The sequence below is a fragment of the Legionella cincinnatiensis genome (genome assembly GCF_900452415.1).
Lineage (GTDB): Bacteria > Pseudomonadota > Gammaproteobacteria > Legionellales > Legionellaceae > Legionella > Legionella cincinnatiensis.
In genome coordinates, this window is record NZ_UGNX01000001.1 from 463,911 (window position 1) to 483,859 (window position 19,949).

Consider the following 19,949-nt stretch of genomic DNA (forward strand, 5'->3'; position numbering starts at 1 on the left):
CCGAAAACAAATTAAAGATTGGGAACATTTTGTTGTGGTCTTTCATTAAATTGGGTCAGTTCATCCGGTTGTATGGATGCCTTACTGAGTTCAACTAAAACAATATCAATTAATTTTGCACGTTCTTCTATTTCAGTGACAAACGTTGTACTATGACTTAGACTCTTTAAGAGTGCATGGAGTTTTACAGCACCTTCCGTAGAGATGCCAATTGCTTCTTCTAATTCATCAGCACTTCTTGTGGCTAAGATATTAATAAGTTCTTGTATGTCATACTTATCATTATTCAAATCCTCCTTAAACTTATCTAATAATTCTCCTTTCTTAGTCAGGGTAGGCCGTTCATCTGTGGTTAGTCCAACAAGATCAGTAAGTCCTTGCAGTATCCAACGATTTTCGGTGAGTTCTTTGGTTTTTGTTTTTCTTGATTGTGCCAAATTATTCTGATGGACTTCACATAATTCACGCAGCTGTATTATTAAGGCCTCACTCTTGAATTGCAATTGCACCATTGCAGGATAAGCTTTTTGTTTCTCCACAAAAAACTCATTTAATTTCACGATCTCTGCTTTGTGTTTTTTCGCGGTATCCGAATCATCTAATGTTTTTGCGAGCTTATAGAGAAGCTGTAAATTGTGTTGGGCCTCTTTTGTCTGCGTGTCAAACGTTTTTACTTCCAATTGGTTGAGGGAGACTCTTATATTGCTTATCAATGCCTTAGTTAAGAATTGATTTATTCTTTGTAATCGGTCCTTTAATGCATCAACATCGGACAGTTCAAGCGGGTCTTTCGATGCCCCATGTTTTCTTGTTTTTTCTTGACGCAATTGTTCCACTTCAGTCATTCGCTCATTAAAACCAGAGATCATTTCTTTTACCGAAGTAAGATTCTTAGGTTTTTTTTCTTCAAGGCTGTTAATCTCTTCTGCTACTTCACCTACATAGGCATCATATAATTTGTTATGAATGGTTCGTAGTTGGTCTTCTAATTTTTCGACCTCAGTAAAATCAATTTTTCCAGCTTCAGTATGCATCTGAGCTCTTTTATGACGCAGCACTTTTACTTCTTCTTGTAGGCTATTAAAATAAAATAGTTCCTTCTTAATGCGAGTCACATTATCGAGTTTGGCGGCGTCTAGAGCGGCAATTCGTTGCTCCATGCTCGATATACGCGTTTCGTAATGTACCTTTGCTCGTTCACTATTAGTGATCATGGGAGTAATAAGCGTACGTTGTAAAGGCTCCAAATTTTCGATCACTTCTTGCTTCGTTTGTTGGATTTTCTCCCTTAAGTTTTTAGTTATTGATGGTATATCACGCATGTTCTTCTCTGAGGGAATGCTTTCGAGTGTTTTTAAAGCCTCAGCGACTTGTTGTTTTTCCAGCGCCTCTTGGCAGTTCATTAATGGGGAAAGTTGGCGTTGAAGCGCTATTTTCTTTTCAATAAGAGGTCTTAGATGATCTATTTCCATTTTCGCTGCTTTTGCTGCATCTGATTTAAAGTCAGACCATTCTTTATCGGAGGGAAAATTTGTTAACGCACGTTGCAGCATTTCCATATTATTTAATCTAAGAGCATTATGGCATTCCCGTAATTTAGGAATCACTTTTTCATTAAAGAATATTTTTCGTTCCAGTGATATTTTTTGATCGTCTTTTCCTGAAAAATAGTGAAGAATTCTATCTAAAAACCCACCTCTAATGGGTAATTTAGATTGAAATACCATTTTAAGCTGTAACGAAAGTATTTTTTCCTCTAAGTCTACAGGAACTTCTGTTTCTACTGCGTTTATTGCTTCCATCATTTTCGCGTGTTGCATTTTAAAAATAGGTGCGGCAGCAAAGCCAATTTCATGACTCGGTACAAAATCAGGATTTTTTACTGCAACAAAACTGACAATATATCTCTCTGTTCCGGTAGCGGTTTTACCATCAAAAGTTACTTTAGTCGGAACTAGGGCCACATTCTCAGGTAAATCAAAAAGCTCATCTCTCGAATCAGATTTATGAGTTCCAAGCTGTTTTGCTGAAAGTAACTTATCTGGATCGCTGATTTCAAAGAGTGTATTTGAATCAAAGATTGGTTCTGAATCTTTGGTTTTGCAAGCAATTTTATGGAAGTCATCTAACTTGATTTGCGTAAAAGCATGGCTAGAAAGAGCTGTAAAGAGATAGTTTTCGTTATTTGCAATTATGCTATTGGCTTGCTGAATCAGCTTATGTTGAAACTCTTCGGGAATATTTAACCCGCGAAATAGTATTTGCGGTGAAGGCTCCTGATTCTTTGTATCTACTAATGCTTTATTGGTTAATGGAATTAGTAATGAAGCAATCAACACTTCTTTAAAGGTTGAGTTTTCATCTTTATTTTGGGCAATTGTATTGACCCGGGTGGAGTACCAGTCATTATTTTGCATGAGATTAACTAAATCATGCTTGATCTGATTTTTATCTCGGCTGTTCTTTTTTCTAATGATTTTTTCCCAGGTATCACCAAGTTTTTTTGCTGGTTCATTGAGATCAGTTGGATGAAATTCAGTATCTTTTTCATGTTGCATTAGCTGATCGATGTTATTGATATCAGTATCATTTAACAAGGAGCCTACAATACTCATATCGCATTTGGTCAATAATTCACGAAAAAATGATTCTGCGAGGTATTGGCCATTTAAAAGAACATGATCATCTTGAATTGCATCAGGATTAGCCATGATTTGTTGGATAATACGTGCAGCAGCGATTTCGTCTCTATTGGATAGTCTATTTACTCTCTCTGGATCAGACTGTAAGGAGTCTTTAATGACACCCATGACTACTTTGGAGCGGGCATGTTGGATGGCGTCTAAGCAAGATTTAGGGTTCTGTTCACAGGTTTTTGCAAAATCGGTTGGGAATATATAAGGAGATGGTTCTAAATAGGTTTTGCAACCCGGGAAAGATTTCTGTATTTCAGGAATGGCATAATATTCCTTGATAGTTACGAACCGTTCATTTTCTTTCAGCTGATAATTAGAATCTACACGTTGGATGTTATTAGAATTTGGAACTTGGCTTTCTTTTATAACGTATTTGTCACCACTATAGGGATTTTCATACGGTCCTCCTCTACTGGGATCTTCTTTTGCTTCGGGATTAAATTGAGGGACAACTGCTCCGGTGGCCAAGAAAAATTCTCGATGTGTTTTAAGAACGACTTCCGCTCCTCGCGAACCTACAGAATTTTTAAGCGTATAATAGGCACGTTCCACTACTACTTCTTGAGGTGCTTTGACTCTCATTAAATCAACCATGTGTCCTTGATGAATTAAGACATGTGCTGGAGTACCATCCCAATTATGGGGCTTGTCGCGAATAATCGCGGCATAGTGATCTACCTCCTTTTGATCTTTAAAGATTTTACCGATAAGCTTTTTCTCTTCAACGCATTTTCTAAATGCTTGTTCACTTTTCTGATGATATTCCTCATAGAAATTTCTCTTATACTTAGGATCATATCCTGAGCGTTCATCATCTCTTCCTACCACAAAGAAGGCTTGGGCGATGAGAATTTTTTTGAGTTCTTCTGGAGTGACATCGGCTAAAGTTTGACCATTTTTTGCCGCCCCTAGTTTTTCGCCTCTGAATTTTGCTTTACGTGCTTCTTCGACCATTACTTCAGCACAAGCCATGGTGCGTACCGTATGTGCAAGGCCGTGAGTTCCTCGATCCCGCCCCTCATTTGGCTTGATTCGGCCCCCGTTGGGATTTTGGGGATCTACTAATGGACCAGGATAATCGTGCCTTAAATATTCTTTATGGACATAATCTACAATACTGCGAACATCATCATCATTTTCTAATAAATCACTGACTAAAGTAGACTCAGAAACTACTGATGGTACAGAAGATTGTATGGAAGTTTCTTTAAGAGTAGTTGTTTTTCTGGTTGTTGCTTGTCTTAAAGCAGTGGCATTGCTTTGTCCCTGACCTGCGGGAAATTCATTGGCAACAGCTCGTAACCAACCAGTAATTTCACCATAGCCATTCCCAGCGAGTTCATTTTGCATTTCCTGAGTGATGGTTTGGCCTAGATTTTCTAGAGTAGGAGGGGTATTACCTGTTAATGCCGTATGTGCTCTTACTCCTGCAGAGGCAATCCAATAACCGCATAAGCCCATGTTTAGCCCCGTACCATTGGGAATCACAGAAAGTGTAGCGTCTTGAGGAAGTTTTTTGGCCAGAATGTTTTTATACCCTTTTCCTGAAGCGTCGCCCAGTGGATCAAACAGATAGTATTGATTGTCTTGGCCTTTAATTAACATGATCCAATGGCCGGATTCTTGGGTTGGGCTGACAGCAGTTAATATAGGCATAAAACCTTGTTGATCCAATACATCTATTCGGATGTCAGGATTTCCATTGTAAATAATACCACTGGTAATATTTCGTCCCATGCGTTCAAAAATGGCACGCATACCATCTTGAGTTAATTCTACCCCTTTTACATATTCAGGCATTTAGATTTTCCTCAAAAAATATTTGTATCGTCAATTGAAACCTTCTAGCTATCCCTGTTCCTCAAAGAATCGCTCATTAACCAATCCACAGTGACTCTTTTTATTATAAACCTAATATTATTAAGCTAATGTTAAATTAATTAAAAAGTACTATAGTTGGCTTGTTTAAAAACAACCCTCTTCACGAGTGCTCTGTGGATTGCTCACAAAGCACCCTAAAACAGCCTTGCGCAAGGAGTTATAGAATTAAATAGTCAAAATCCATAGAGGGGTCGTCGGGTATTTCTTGATTCGCTGGAGTAGGTTCAAGTTGCATGGACGTCTTATTGAGCTCAACTAAAACAGTGTCGATTAATTGTGCGTGTTCTTTAATTTTAGCGACAAATGTTGTATTGCGGTTTAGGTGCTTTAAAAGTTCTTGAAGTTTCCCAGCCCCTTCCGTAGAGATGCCAACCGCTTCTTCTAATTCATCAATACTTTTCTTGGCTAATTGATTGATCAATTCCTTTATATCATACTTATCATTATTTAAGTCTTTCTTAAATCGATCTAATTTTTTTCCTTTCTTAGCTAGAGTTATCCGTTCATCTGTGGTTAGCCTCATGAAGTCAGTAAATCCTTGCAGCATCCAACGATTTTTAGAGAGTTCTTCAGTTCTTTGTCTTAATTTTGCCTGGTGAATTTCACATAATTCACGCAGTTGTATCATTAAGGCCTCACTCTTGAATTGCAATTGCACCATCGCAGGGTATGCTTTTTGTTTTTCCCTAAAAAATTCATTTAATTTCACGATATCCGCTTTTTGTTTTTGCGCGGTATCCGAATCATCTAATGTTTTTGCGAGATTAGCGAGGATCTGTAAATTTTGCTGAGCTTCCTTTTCTTGCTCGTCAAACGTTATTATCTCCATTTGGTTGAGGGAAACTTTAATAGTACTTATTAATATTTTAATTAAGTATTGATTTACCTGTTGCAATCGACCATTTAATCCATCGATATCTGAGCAATTAAGAGGATCTGTGAATGTTTCGTGTTTTTTTATCTTTTCTTGATGTAAGTGTTCCACTTCAACGAGTTGTTCATTAAATTTTGAGATAGTTCTTTTCACAGCAGCCAGATTTTTAGGTTTTTCTTGTTCAAGTAGGGCAATCTCTTTTGTTACTTGCACTACATAGGCATCATATAATTTGTCATAAGAGGTGCGTAGTTGTTTTTCTACTTTTTCGACATCAGCAAAATCAACTATTTCGGCTGCGGAGTGGAGTAAGGCTTTTTCATGACGCAGCAATGCTACTTCTTCTTGTAGGGTGTTAAAATAAGACATTTCTTTCTTAATGCTAGCTAAGTCAGATAGTTTCACCATATCTCGATCTGCAATTTTCTTAGTTATGCTGAATGTAAGTGCTTCATAACGTTTTCGCACTTGCTCAGCATGAGTGAGTGGGGGAGTGATGACAGCATCTTGGAGCGGCTCCAAGTTTTCAGTCACCTCTTGTTTGATACGTTGAATCTGCTCTTTTATATTGCTGCTTATCAATGGCATATTGTTCATGTCATTCTCTGAGGGAATACTTTCAAGTGCTTTTAAAGCCTCAGTGATTTGTTGTTTTTCCAGCGCCTCTTGGCATTTCATTAACGATGAAAGTTGGTGTTGAAGCACTATTTTCTTTTCAATAAGAGGTCTTAGGTTATCCATTTCCATTTTCGCTGCTTTTGCTGTATCCGATTTAAAGTTAGACCATGCTTTATCGGAGGGAAAATTTGCTAACGCATGTTGCATCATTTCCATATTATTTAATCGAAGCGCAATATGACATTGTTGTAATGCAGGAACCACTTTTTTATTCAGAAAATTTCTTCGTTCCAATGATATTTTTTGATCGTCTTTTCCTGAAAAATAGTGAAGAATTCTATCTAAAAATCCACTTCTAATGGGTGAACGAGATTGCTCTACCATTTTAAGCCGTAGTGATTTTAGTGTTTCATTTAAGTTTCCTTGGGCTTCGGTGTTTACATCATCTATTACTTTCGCTGTTTTCGTGCTTTGTATTTTTAGAAAAGGAACAAGAGCAAAGCTGCTCTTATGTCGTGGAGAAAAATCGGGGCTTTGTACCGCGACACAGGTGAAAATATGGCGATCATTTCCGGTAGTAGTTTGACCATCAAGAGTGAGTTTGATTGGAATTAAGGCTATATCTTCAGGTAAATATATGGAATATTCACTTTCAGATCCCTCTACGTGAGTTCCTACTTGTTTAGGTTGCAGCAATCCATCGGGATCAAGCAGTTCAAAGATGGTGTTTGAATCAAACATATCTCTAGGAACTGCAATATTTGTGGATGTGCTTGCATTTGTTCGGGCTGAGATATGGCTGTAATCATTTAACTTAATATGTTTAAAGGTTTCTGCAGAAGGATCGGTAAAGAGATGTTCCGTAGTATTAGCCATGATCTTATGAGTTTGATGGATTAATTTATTTTTAAACTCTTCTGACAGATTTAATCCACGAAACAGTGTTTGTGGTGGTGGAGACATATTTGTATCCACCAATGATTTTCTCGTTAGTGGAGTCATTAACGCAGTGATCAGCACCTCTTTGAATGTTGATCCTTTGTCTCTGTTTTGGGCAATTGCATTAACACGGCTGTAGTACCAAGCATCATTTTGCATTAAAAAAACCAAATCAGTTTCGATCTGGAGTACTCCTCCACCTTGTCTGATTGTATTTTCCCACGTTTCTCCAAGTTTTTTTGCAGGTTCGTTAGGATCGGTTGGATGAAATTCAGTATCTTTCTCATGGTTCATTAACTGATCGATATTTTTTATATCGGTGCTATTTAATAGTGAACCTACAATGGCCATATCGCATTTGGCTAATAAATCACGGAAAAATTGTTCTTCGAGTCGTTGACCATTTAAAAGAACGTGATCATTATAAATCACCTCAGGATTAGCCAGGATTTGTTGGATAATACGTGTTGCTGCAATTTCATCAACATTGGCGTTTCTTCTTGCCGCTTTACTAAATTGAAGCGCTCCCTTTATAGGTGAAATTTTCGATTGATGATTAGCTGTTTGTAATTGTCCTAAACAAAAATCAACATCATTTTCACATTGTGCTCTTTCATCGGAATTTGTATGTTGCAAGTACGCATATTCACTAAGTTCTGGCAGCCCTCTTTGAAGTTTCTTATCTGAACCAGGGAATTTACGCTGTACTTCATCAAGTTTGAGGTATTCATCGACGCGCATCCAGCGTTCATTATCTTGTAACTGATACGAAGTAGGGAAAAATGCTAATGTGCCTTGAGTCTCACCTTTTCTAGGTTCATTTCGGATTGGCTGACCGTCTTCACCAATGACATATCGTCCCAAGCCTCCACTTCCGAATTTAAATTTTTCTTTTTCCTGTAATTTGTATGAGGGAGGAAAAAATTTTATTTTACCTTTTATTTCTCCTTCTTTGGGTTCCTCTCTAATTGGATTCCCATTTTTATCAATGACATAACGAAATTCATTAGTGCTCGTTACCAAATGTGCTTCAGGGTTGTTACAGTCAAAAGAGCTAACCATTTCATAAGTCGCATCAAAAAATTTTCTTTGTTTTGTAAAAACAGCCTCGGTTCCTATGGTTCCAATCCAAGGTTGAAGTGATTTAAAATAACTTTCTAAATAAGATTCTGCAGGTTGTTTTACCCTCATGAGATCAACCATATGACCTTTATTCACCAATACGTGGGCTGGAGAGTTCTCCCACTTATGATCTTTATCTTCAATAACATTCGCATAAAAATCGACATCGTTTTGATCATTGAAGACATGTGGAATTAAAAGGGACTCATTTTCTTTTACATATTTTAAAAATGCATCTCTACTTTGTTCATGGTATCGCGCATAATTATTTGCCGACTCTTCATCATCTCGTCCAGTAACAAAAAATGCTTGGGCAATCATGATTTTTTTTAATTCATCAGGAGTAACATCCGCTATAGTACGGTTATCCTTGAATTTTCTTAAAGATTCTCCTCTGAATTGGGCTTTACGTGCTTCTTCGACCATTACTTCTGCATAGGCCATTGTGCGTAGCGTATGAGCAAGACCATGAACAGGCCTGTTTACAATTTTGTCCCCATTTTTTCCCATTTTTGCGGGTATTGCTTCTACTGTGCCTGGGTATTTTTTTCCTAAATAATTATGAAACGCATATTTCACAGCATTTCTTACTGTACTGTCGGTGTACAATGAAAAACCATTCCAAGGAGGAAGATTCGGCCCTTTGCTTGCAGTGAGTTTGGGGGTTAATTCTGTAGGCGGACTTTCTTGCCCATTGAAAATTGCTTGAGGAATGACTTTGAGACGTAACTCTTTTTCAGTAGCATGTCTTAAAGCAGTTGCATCAGTTTGCGCAGCACCCACGGGAAATTCATCGGCAACAGCCCGTAACCAACCGGTAATTTCACCATAGCCATTCCCAGTGAGTTCATTTTGCATTTCTTGAGTGATGGTTTGGCCTAAATTTTCTAGAGTGGGAGGATTATCGCCTGTGAGTGCCGTATGTGCTCTTACTCCTGCAGAAGCCACCCAATAGCCGCATAAGCCCATGTTTAATCCCGTGCCATTGGGAATCACAGAAAGTGTAGCACCTTGGGGGAGTTTTTTGGCGAGGATGTTTTTATACCCTTTTCCCGAACCTTCACCCAGTGGGTCAAAAAGATAGTAGTGATTGTCTTGACCTTTAATTAACATGATCCAGTGGCCCGATTCTTGTGTTGGACTCACTCCTGTTAATATGGGCATAAACCCTTGTTGATTTAGTACATCTACTCGGATGTCAGGATTTCCATTGTAAATAATACCGCTGGTAATATCTTGTCCTATACGTTCAAAAATGGCATGCATACCATCTTGAGTTAATTCTACCCCTTTTAGATACTTAGGCATATTGCTCTCTCTGTGATGCTGCTTTAAGAATAGCGTTTGCAAGAGTGCGGCATATTAACACAGTATGTAAAAATATTATAATAATTTTGGTTTGATTGAGTTTGAAGTGGACAAAGTTTAAGTGGATTTGAGTTTTAATCTATATCTATGAAGCAATTATGAATAGACTTTTAATGTTTCGCTGGCAAGTTTCTCCGGGTGAGTCGCAGAAATTTGCCAGCAGTTATAACGGTTAATTAAAACCCGACGATATTTTGTTGAGGTGGTTCAACTTGAGTAAATTCGGGTTGTATGGAGATTTTACCAAGCTCAACTAAAACAGCGTCGATCAATTTTGCACGTTTTTCAATTTTAGCGACAAATGTTGTGCTTTGGCTTAGACTCTTTAAAAGTTCATGTACTCTTTCAGCACTTTCCGTAGAGAGTCCAATAGCCTCTTCTAATTCATCAGGACTTTTCTTAGCTAATTTATTGATAAGTTTCTGTATGTCATACTTCTCATTATTTAAATCTTCCTTAAACTGTTCCAATACCTTTCCTTTCTTAGCTAGAGTAACGCGCTCGTCCGTAGTTAGGCGTAGAAAATCAGTAAATCCTTGCAGCATCCCACGATTTTTAGTGAGTTCTTCAGTTTTTGCTTTTCTTGATTTTGCCAAATTATTCTGGTGGGTTTCACATAATTCACGCAGCTGTATTATTAAGGCCTCACTCTTGAATTGCAATTGCACCATTGCAGGATAAGCTTTTTGTTTCTCCACAAAAAATTCATTTATTTTCACAATGGCCACTTTTTGTTTTTGCGCTGCATCAGAATCATCTAATGTTTTTGCAAGCTTATCGAGAAGCTGAAAATGGTATAGTGCTTCTTTTGTCTGCTCATCAAATGTTTTTACCTCTATTTGATTTAATGAAGTCCTCATTGTATTGATCATCGCTTTCACTAAAAATTGATTAAGCGCTTGTAATTGATCTTTTAATTTATCAATATCGGACAGATCAAGCGAGTCTTTTGATGCTCCATGTTTTCTTATTTTTTCTTGACGCAATTGCTCTACTTCGGCAAGCCGCTCATTAAAACTAGCAATCATTTCTTTCACATCAGTCAGATTTTTAGGTTTTTCTTCTTCAAGTATGTTGATCTCTTCTGCTATCGCGACGATATAGGCATCATATAGCTTGTTATGAATTATTCGTAGTTGTCCTTCTAATTTTTCGATATCAGCAAAATCAACGATACCGGTCTCAGAATATAGCCGAACTTTTTCATTGCGTAACAATTTTATTTCTTCTTGTAGGGCATTAAAATTAGATAGTTCCTTTTTAATGCTAGTCACATCATCCAGTTCTGCTGTATCTAGAGCTGTAATTCGCTCAGTCGTGCTGGTGATAAGCGCTTCATAACGCTCCCTTACTTGCTCAGGATTAGTGAGCACCGGAGTAATGACTGCACCTTGTAAAGGCTCTAAATTTTCGATTAACGTTTGTTTTGCACTTTGGATTTGTTCTTTTAAGTGGTTACTAATGGACGTTACTTGGCTCATCTCCTTAGCGGATGGAATGCTATTAAGCGCTTGTAATGCAGTAATAAGGTCTTTTTTAGCCAAAGCATTCTCGCATTGGGTCAACGCGGTGAGCGTTTGTCCTTCAAGTACTAATTTTCTTTCAACCATTTGCTTAATGGCATTCATCTGTATTTTTATTTGTCTGGCTTCAGGAATATTAAACTCAGCCCATTGGTCCTCTTTGGGAATGGTTGCAAATGCCTTCCTGAGGTTGCTTGTGCTACCATCCAAGAGTGCATTAAGACAATTTTCCAATGCAGGACTTACTTGCTGATTAAGGAATGCTTTATATCTGCTGTTAGTGGATGATTGCACTTGTCTGCTGATGCGCATCTGTAAATGAAATATTTTTTCTAAATCAGGAACCTCTTGTGCTTTTTCTACTATATTTCTGAGCTCAGCCAACTGCATTGTTTGCATTCTAAGAAGAGGTTCAACCGCATAACCACTCTCATGCCGTTGGATAAAATCAGGACTTTTTATTGTTGTAAAAGTGATAATATATCGATCCATTCCTTTAGAATTTTTACCATCAAGAGTTACTTTAGTAGGAATTAAGGCGACATCATCAGGTAAATAAAATGAAAATTCATCTTCTGTTCCGGGTATATGAGTACCAACTTGTTTTGCTTGCAGTAAGCGATCAGGATCATTGATTTCAAAGATGGTATTCGAGTCAAATGTTGTTCTTGGGACCTCAATATTCGTAGAGTTACTTGCATTCGTTCTGGCAGATATATTACTGAAGTCATTTAACTTAATTTGCATAAAATCTTGCGCAGACAAATCAGTAAAGAGGTGTTTTGTCGAATTCGCAATGATAGTATTGGCTTGATTAATCAGTTTATTTTGATAGTCTTCGGAAAAACTTAAGCCGCGGAACAATGTTTGTGGTGAAGAAGCTCTACCGTAGGTATCCACTAGTGATTTACTCGTTAATGGAGTCAGTAATGCAGTAATCACTACCTCTTTAAATGTTGATCGTTGATCTCTATTTTGGGCAATTGCATTGACTCGAGTGTAGTACCAACCGTCATTTTGCATGAGATAAACTAAATCATACTTGATCTGATTTCTATATCTGCTGTCTTTTTGTCTAATTACTGTATCCCAAGTTTCTCCAAGTTTCTTTGCCGGGTCTTTCGGATCGGTTGGATGAAACTCAGTATCCTTCTCATGTTGCATTAAACGATCGATATTATTAATATCGGTGTCGTTTAATAGGGATCCTACAATGGCCATATCGCATTTAGCTAACAAGCCACGGAAAAATTGTTCTTCCAATTTTTGGCCATTTAAAAGAACATGATCGTCTTGAATCACATCAGGATTAGCCATGATCTGGTGGATAATCCGTGCAGCGGCAATTTCATCTACATTAGGCAGCCTTCTGGTCTTACTTGCAGAAGATTGTAACGCCTCTTGAGCCGCATCCATTTTTATTTGTTGGCGGGCTTCTTTGATGGCTCCTAGACATACTGAAGGGTTCTGCTCACATGTTCTTGCAAAATCAGTTGCGGGACTTTCTGCTAGCTGTACATTATAACCAGGAAATTTTTCTTGGATTTCGGGAAGGTTATAATATTCTTTTATAGTTACGGGGCGCTCGTCTTCTGTCATGGGGCTTTGCGATTTTGTAATTCGAATGTCGCTCATGGAATTTACATCTTTGCCCTTTTGTATGACATATTTTCCACCACTATAAGGATTTTCATAGGCGCCTCCTTCCTTAAATAACTTCTTAGCTTCCTCAGAATGAATATTATTTTCCTCAATGGTCGTATGTTCTTTTATCGTTACAAAACGCTCATTCTCCTTGAGTTGATAATACGGAGATACGCGTCGTGCCTCTCCCAACGTTGTGGGGGTCTTTCCTTTTTCTATAACGTATTTTTGAGAAACCATATTTTCATAAGGTTCTTCCGCTTTGAGGTTGTCTTTTGCTTGAGGATTAAATGAAGGAACTGCGGATCCGGTGGCCAAGAAAAATTGTCGATGAGTTCTGAGAACGACTTCGGCTCCTAGAGAACCTACAGAATTTTTAAGTGTATTGTAGGCGTATTCTACTACTACTTCAGGAGGCGACTTGACTCTCATTAAATCCACCATATGCCCTTGATGGATTAAAATATGTGCCGGAGTCCCATCCCAATTATGGGGATTGTCGCGAAGGATCTCAGCATAATGTTCTATTTCTTCTTGATCTTTGAAGATGTTGCCAATAAGCTTATGTTCTTCAACATATTTCCTGAAAGCCGCCTCACTTTGCTCATGATATTCATCATAGAAATCTCGGCCATGTGTTTTATCATATCCTGAGCGCTCATCATCTCTTCCTACCACAAAGAATGCTTGTGCGATCAGAATTTTTTTCAGTTCTTCTGGCGTGACATCAGCTAAAGTCTGGCCATTTTCTGCTGTTCCTAGTTTTTCTCCTCTGAATTGTGCTTTACGTGCTTCTTCGACCATCACTTCAGCACAAGCCATAGTTCGTACTGTATGTGCAAGGCCATGAGTTGTTCGATCAGGGCCTTCGTTTGGTTCTAGTCGTCCTTCTTTGGGATCTTTGGGATTTTTTAATGGCCCAGGATAATCATGCCTTAAATATTCTTTATGGACATAATCTACAACATTGCGAACATCGAGGTCATTTTCCAATAAAGTGCTGTTGAGAATCGACGTAGAAGCCGTTTGTGGTGCAGTAGGTTGTGTAGGGATTTCTTTAGGTGTTGTGGTTTTCCCAGTTAAAATAAGAGTTGGGATTTCTATGTGTAACTCTTTTTCTGTAGCCCGTCTTAACGCGGTTGCCTCGGTTTGTACACCGCCATCTACGGGGAAGTTGTCGGCAACAGCCCGTAACCAACCGGTAATTTCACCATAGCCATTCCCAGCGAGTTCATTTTGCATTTCTTGAGTGATGGTTTGGCCTAAATTTTCTAGAGTAGGAGGATTATCGCCTGTGAGTGCCGTATGTGCTCTTACTCCTGCAGAAGCCACCCAATAGCCGCATAAGCCCATGTTTAATCCCGTGCCATTGGGAATCACAGAAAGTGTAGCACCTTGGGGGAGTTTTTTGGCGAGGATGTTTTTATACCCTTTTCCCGAACCTTCACCCAGTGGGTCAAAAAGATAGTAGTGATTGCCTTGACCTTTAATTAACATGATCCAGTGGCCCGATTCTTGTGTTGGACTCACTCCTGTTAATATGGGCATAAACCCTTGTTGATTCAGCACATCTACTCGGATGTCAGGATTTCCATTGTAAATAATACCGCTGGTAATATCTTGTCCCATGCGTTCAAAAATAGCACGCATACCCTCTTGGGTTAATTCTACCTCTTTTACGTATTTAGGCATTTTGCTCTCTCTAAAAGAATAAATACTACTTTAATTGTAAGATTTGGATTAAATGTTGCCACTATGGTTAAACATTATAGTTAAGAAACTTTAAGAAAATATTAAGAGTTTAAAGAAAGCAATAAAGTTGCATTGTTTAAAAAATTTGTTGTTGAGGTTTCATTGAGTTGGAGGTGTGTACAATTTGTTCGTGCAGCGTCTATGCGTGGTCTTGTTCGCGACACTCATGTCTAAGGTCCTAAATTGGTGTGAAAGTTCATTCAATAACCAAAATAAAAAGGATATAGAATGCAACAAAAAACATTTTTAAACCCAGTTGCATTCTATTTTGAGCTATGCTTACTGAGTGAGTCGATATAGAAAATTTGATTTAGTAGCGGTGAGTTAACCCAATATTGTGGCCTAAATTATATAGGGAGAGCAGCAAAAGATGAGCTATTTTAATGTAAAAGACCCAATATGTGAGACTAAAAACTGCGCGAAGCAAATAAAGATGGAGCTTATCCCTCGAACAGTTGATCTGGGTGGATTTCAAGTAGGGCGAGTATTACCATCAAAAGAAAAAAGGACAGTGGGGCCATTTGTTTTTTGGGATCAGGCTGGTCCGAATGAGTTTCTTTCAGGTAAAGGATTAGACGTACGACCTCATCCACATATTGGTTTATCAACGATGACTTATTTATTTTCTGGTCGGCTGGAGCATAGAGACACACTTGGGAGTCAGCAAATTATTGTTCCTGGTGATGTTAATTTGATGACTGCTGGAAGCGGAATTGCTCATTCAGAGCGCACCCCACATCAAGATCGCTTTTATCCTCATCCCTTTTTTGGTATTCAATGTTGGTTGGCTTTGCCACTGAACAAAGAAGAAGTAAGCCCGTCATTTACACATTATGACAAAAGTGTTATTCCTACTGATAATGACAATAAGAATATGTGTTTGCGCGTAGTTGCAGGCGAATGGAGCGGAATAAAATCCCCCGTTTTCACATTAAATGATGCTCTTTTTGTTGACTGTCAACTTAAGGCAAATGCTACAGTGATCATTCCTGAGACTATTGAGGAACGAGCGATTTATATTTTGAGAGGTAAAATTATCATTGATAATCGCTCATATCACTGCGCCCAAATGCTTATTCTCAAAACAGATACTGAAATTAAAGTGACTGCTGTCGATGATGCTCACATTATTATTCTTGGGGGAGCGGCACTTGAAACACGACGCTACGTGTGGTGGAATTTTGTGGCCAGTTCTAAAGAGCGCATCGAGCAGGCTAAGTTTGATTGGAAAACTGGGAAATTTGGAAAAATACCTGGAGACGAAAATGAATTCATCCCTTTACCTGAATAGACTGTTTTATGAGGGAGTTCTGAGTTTAGTTAGAATTGGATAATATAAAAGGATCTTAAAAAAATGGGTAAATTAACTCAAGAAACACAATACTTAGAAGATGGAAGCATCAAAACTAAATTAACAGGTTATAACCTTCTGAATAGTTCTCGGTTAAACAAGGGGACTGCATTTACAAATAGTGAAAGAGATCTATTTGCGTTACATGGTTTATTGCCACCCCAAGTAAGTACGTTGGAAGAACAACAAAAAAGACGTCATGCGGGATTGATCGAACTATCTACTTCCCTAGAGAAATATAGCTTTTTGCGTGATCTCCAAGATAATAACGAAACATTGTTTTACTCCTTAATTGTCCACAATATTGAGGAAATGCTCCCTATTGTTTATACCCCAACTGTTGGAGAAGGTTGTCAAAAGTTCAGTGAGATTTTTCGTAAAGCGCGGGGGCTTTTTCTGAGTTATCCTAATAAAGATTTGATCGAGCAAATTATCTCTCATCCGCGTTATGATTTAATTAAATGTATCGTCGTAAGTGATGGTGAGCGTATTCTTGGTCTTGGTGATCAGGGGGCTGGTGGTATGGGAATTCCCATTGGTAAAATGGCACTCTATACCGCATTGGCTGGTATTCCTCCCCAATATTGCTTACCAATTCTTTTGGATGTAGGGACAGATAATGAAGAAAGATTAGCTGATCCGCTCTACGTCGGGTGGAAGCACCGTCGTATTCGTGGGGCTGAATATGATGAATTTGTGGATACTTTTGTTTCTGCGGTGAAGCGTCGTTGGCCGAACGTGCTTTTGCAGTGGGAAGATTTTGCAGGAGCAAACGCAACACGTTTGCTGGAGCGTTATCGTAATCAACTTTGTACTTTTAATGATGATATCCAGGGTACTGCAGCTATGGCAACAGGCACTCTTCTTTCGGCGATCAATGTCACGGGGATTCCGTTAAAAGATCAGAAAATCGTGTTTCTTGGTTTTGGAGGAACAGGTCATGGTATTGCTCAATTGATTCATGCAGCCTTAAAAGATGAGGGCTTAAATGATCAAGAAGCCAGCCAGCACATCTATGCTGTGGACAGGTATGGCTTACTTGTGGAAGGAGGAAAGGGATTAAGTCCGGATCAAGAGTTTTTTGCGCGCAAGCGTTCTGAGGTAGAAAAATGGCAGGTGAGTAATCCAATGGAAATAGGCTTGCTTGATGTTGTTCGCAATGTAAAACCTACAGCACTGATAGGTGTTTCGACTCAGAAAGGAGCTTTTACTGAAGAAGTAGTCCGAACTATGGCGAAATATACGGAGCGTCCGGTGATTTTCCCGCTTTCCAATCCCACATGGCATAGTGAGGCAGTGCCACAAGATCTATTTAATTGGACCGATGGTCGTGCATTAGTAGGAACCGGAAGTCCTTTCGCACCTGTAACATTTAATGGAAAAGAGTTTCTTATTGATCAAACAAATAACTCATATATTTTTCCAGGTTTAGCTTTGGGTATTATTTCTTCTCAAGCAAAAAGAGTCTCTGATGGAATGATAAAGGCAGCTGCGCTTGCTCTTGCAGCTTGTTCACCAGCAAGAAAGAATAAGACGGCAAATCTGTTACCTCCTTTAGCAAGCCTTCGTTCAATCAGCCTTGATGTGGCAAGGGCTGTTGGAAAGCAAGCAATATTGGAGGGCCTTGCAGGTATTAATGAACTTGATTTAGAAAAGGAGCTCAAAGCTAATATTTGGGAGCCCGTTTATAAACTGTACACGCTCGCAGAGTAAGTCTTTAGTACCTCAGAGCCCCTCTTCCTATCCCGTAAAAGAATATGAATAGTATGTGCGGGATAGGGTTAAGGGATGTAGAATAAGGATAGATTTCTTATTTAATAACCAAGTAAGTTTCTTATCCGATCAGTGTAATCTTTCAGTGGTGTTTGTAGGATAAAATTCTTCAGTGGTGTTTCAATTTTAAAATATAAAATATTGGCTAAAAACCCATAACAACACGCATCCAAAGAGTGAATTTTTTCACCAAATAGATAAAGATTATTCTCTAAAAGTAAAATAATTGATTGTAAATCATCAATTCCAGATTGGTATATTTCCTCTTTGGAATATCTCCCTATACCTTGATAATGGTATTTTTCAATATTGTATTTCCTTACTGTTTCAAGAGTTGATTCTGATAACTCAGTAAGTTGAGTTAAAAATGCAGCTTTGAATAAAGGCCAAAATTGTTCATCTTGCCAGCGAGAATAAGACATAACCCAATACAAATGATTATCTAACATTCTAGTGAGTAAAAAATGAGAGTTCTTTTGTTTTTCTGTTAAATTTTTATCTAAGTTAATGTATTTTTGGGAAAGATAATTAAGAATAACGTTACTATCAGTAATAATTGTTCCATTATCTTCTATGTACGGTAATTGTTGCCTGGGTGCATTTTGGGTATTAATGATGTGCTGGTGTTGGTAATCTATTTCAGTTAACCTAAGAAAAGTATCGACTTTTAGACCAAAAGGATTATTGTCAGGGACACCAAAAAGTTCAGGGTAAGAATATAAAATAATCATTGAAAGTCTCCGCAGATAATGTCTGTATACAATAGCTGGATTGAACATATAATGTAAAATCATAGTTTTCAGTTGAATTCTTAAACTTTAATTTTTACTCATTATATGATTCCTCTTTAATTTCCTAATTTTTCAATTAAATCTACTTGAGTTTTTTTTGAGGGTTTATTACTTAATATTTGGTTAATAATTTCTCAGTATGATGTCAATTAATTTCTTGTGTGATTTTGACAAACTAAATAATCTTGAGGGGGTAGGTTGATGACTATTTCGTTAAGTACAACAAGCCAAGAATTAATTTCCAAGTTGAGCGAGATCGATAAGCATTTTACTCAAATATTTCAACAAAGAACCGCAATTGATAGAACTTCTTTATTGAGGTGGCTTGAACAATCGCACGCAGGCAGTGGGAATGATGAAACATTTTTTTTAATTGCATCATTACAGACCTCATTGTTAAAAGATCTAAATGACGCATTAAATAGTTCTGTACTGAAAAAAGAAAAGCCTACAAAAAATAGTACCCTCTCAAAAGCTAAATTAGGACTATTAGCCCTTGCAGGAACTATTTATTTTGGTTGTGAAGGTTTTGATGGGGTTACCGCGATTATGGGAATGTTCTCCTTTGTTCCTACTCTCACATTTTTTATAGCAGGGACGTTATTTTCAATACTCTCCATAATTGTATTTTACAGTTTTGATTTAGTTGAAATTTCTAAAAATTTAGGTATTAAATCTTCGGATGCTCCAAAGTTACTGGATGTTTTGCTGGATGAGTTTAAACAAATAAAATTAATTCGTGCCCATCTTTCAAAATCGGCTCATAAAACATTGCAAGAGCTTGAACAAGACCTTGTGGTTGCAAAAATGTTGTTAAAAAGACATGAAGACTTAAATGAAGCACGATCTCAACTTAAATTAGCATTAGAAAATCCTTACTTAAAGGCTGGGAAAATGATAACTGCAGGTCTTGCAGGAATTATCTTTTTTAGTGGTGGTTTTTTTGCGGGCCAAGCTGTTGCTTTGACTATCGCAAGTGTATTTGTTCCTGTGATGGCAGCCACAGCGTGGCCAATTGTTGCTGTAGGCGTTGTTGTCGGTTTAGCGGCCTTTAGTATTTACTGGTTTGTTGAACGCCCAGGAATTGAAAACCTGATTCGTCGTTGGAAAGGATTGGATAAGGAAAAAATGGATCAATTATGCAAATCTAATGTTGTGGATCGAGAGACAGGGAAATTGCAAAATTTAATTCAAGGAATTGAAGAAAAGATCGAGTTGAATTGCATTAACACAACTGCTCAATCACAAGTTCGGACATTAGTAGACGAAGTCTCTCGTTTGAAGCAACAATTAGCACAAAAAATACCGCAAAAAATGCAGCTTCATGTTGATCAAGCTGGGAATGATGAGATCATCATGGATAAGCAACGCATTGGGGTTAACGAACTGAATCATGTTAAAGAAGAACATTCATCACCACACGCCCAATATTCTCTTTTTAAATTAAAAGACATTAAGCCAGCTACAGAGCTTATGGCTTCTGAAAAGATACATGTTCATAAAACTCTTTAAAGGTTTTATGAGGCTCTGTTGACTATTGAATCCTTCGTTTACGTGTCGCGCTTTATGCGCTATGTCTCGATATTCTTCCTCATTATTCTCTTGACCAGTTCATTG

Annotated in this window: 7 protein-coding genes; 3 read left to right on the top strand and 4 right to left on the bottom strand. The window is 38.0% G+C overall.

Going from position 1 to position 19,949, the window contains the following annotated elements:
* Positions 1-11 precede the first annotated feature (11 nt).
* The 3 genes from DYH34_RS02060 to DYH34_RS02070 all read right to left on the bottom strand — a co-directional run bounded on the left by DYH34_RS02060 (position 12) and on the right by DYH34_RS02070 (position 14,357).
* Positions 12-4,496 carry a SidE phosphodiesterase domain-containing protein gene (locus DYH34_RS02060; protein ID WP_058463875.1) on the bottom strand — a complete coding sequence of 1,495 codons (4,485 nt, stop codon included), beginning with the start codon at positions 4,494-4,496 and terminating at the stop codon, positions 12-14.
* A gap of 238 nt (positions 4,497-4,734) precedes the next feature.
* Positions 4,735-9,438 (bottom strand): SidE phosphodiesterase domain-containing protein, encoded by a 4,704-nt coding sequence (locus DYH34_RS02065; protein WP_115342544.1) that lies wholly within the window; start codon positions 9,436-9,438, stop codon positions 4,735-4,737.
* A 236-nt stretch (positions 9,439-9,674) separates the two neighbouring features.
* Positions 9,675-14,357 (bottom strand): SidE phosphodiesterase domain-containing protein, encoded by a 4,683-nt coding sequence (locus DYH34_RS02070; protein ID WP_115342545.1) that lies wholly within the window; start codon positions 14,355-14,357, stop codon positions 9,675-9,677.
* Positions 14,358-14,787: 430 nt separating this feature from the next.
* Here DYH34_RS02070 and DYH34_RS02075 point away from each other — a divergent pair, with 430 nt between their 5' ends.
* A complete protein-coding gene (locus tag DYH34_RS02075) occupies positions 14,788-15,708 on the top strand; it encodes a pirin family protein (RefSeq protein WP_058464861.1) in 921 nt (306 codons plus the stop codon).
* A gap of 63 nt (positions 15,709-15,771) precedes the next feature.
* Positions 15,772-17,481 carry an NAD-dependent malic enzyme gene (locus DYH34_RS02080; RefSeq protein WP_058464862.1) on the top strand — a complete coding sequence of 570 codons (1,710 nt, stop codon included), beginning with the start codon at positions 15,772-15,774 and terminating at the stop codon, positions 17,479-17,481.
* Between the two features lie 101 nt (positions 17,482-17,582).
* Here the strand turns inward: DYH34_RS02080 and DYH34_RS02085 are convergent, their stop codons facing one another.
* A complete protein-coding gene (locus tag DYH34_RS02085; RefSeq protein WP_058464863.1) occupies positions 17,583-18,272 on the bottom strand; it encodes a glutathione S-transferase family protein in 690 nt (229 codons plus the stop codon).
* Between the two features lie 261 nt (positions 18,273-18,533).
* On the opposite strand from DYH34_RS02085, the gene DYH34_RS02090 reads away from it, so the two are divergent.
* Positions 18,534-19,844 (top strand): hypothetical protein, encoded by a 1,311-nt coding sequence (locus DYH34_RS02090; RefSeq protein ID WP_058464864.1) that lies wholly within the window; start codon positions 18,534-18,536, stop codon positions 19,842-19,844.
* The last annotated feature ends 105 nt before the right edge of the window (positions 19,845-19,949 follow it).

Bases quoted from the DNA above. Each gene is read 5' to 3' on its own strand.
- DYH34_RS02060 (WP_058463875.1), bottom strand. From the start codon at position 4,496: ATGCCTGAATATGTAAAAGGGGTAGAATTAACTCAAGATGGTATGCGT.
- DYH34_RS02090 (WP_058464864.1), top strand. From the start codon at position 18,534: ATGACTATTTCGTTAAGTACAACAAGCCAAGAATTAATTTCCAAGTTG.
- DYH34_RS02085 (WP_058464863.1), bottom strand. From the start codon at position 18,272: ATGATTATTTTATATTCTTACCCTGAACTTTTTGGTGTCCCTGACAAT.
- DYH34_RS02075 (WP_058464861.1), top strand. From the start codon at position 14,788: ATGAGCTATTTTAATGTAAAAGACCCAATATGTGAGACTAAAAACTGC.
- DYH34_RS02065 (WP_115342544.1), bottom strand. From the start codon at position 9,438: ATGCCTAAGTATCTAAAAGGGGTAGAATTAACTCAAGATGGTATGCAT.
- DYH34_RS02070 (WP_115342545.1), bottom strand. From the start codon at position 14,357: ATGCCTAAATACGTAAAAGAGGTAGAATTAACCCAAGAGGGTATGCGT.
- DYH34_RS02080 (WP_058464862.1), top strand. From the start codon at position 15,772: ATGGGTAAATTAACTCAAGAAACACAATACTTAGAAGATGGAAGCATC.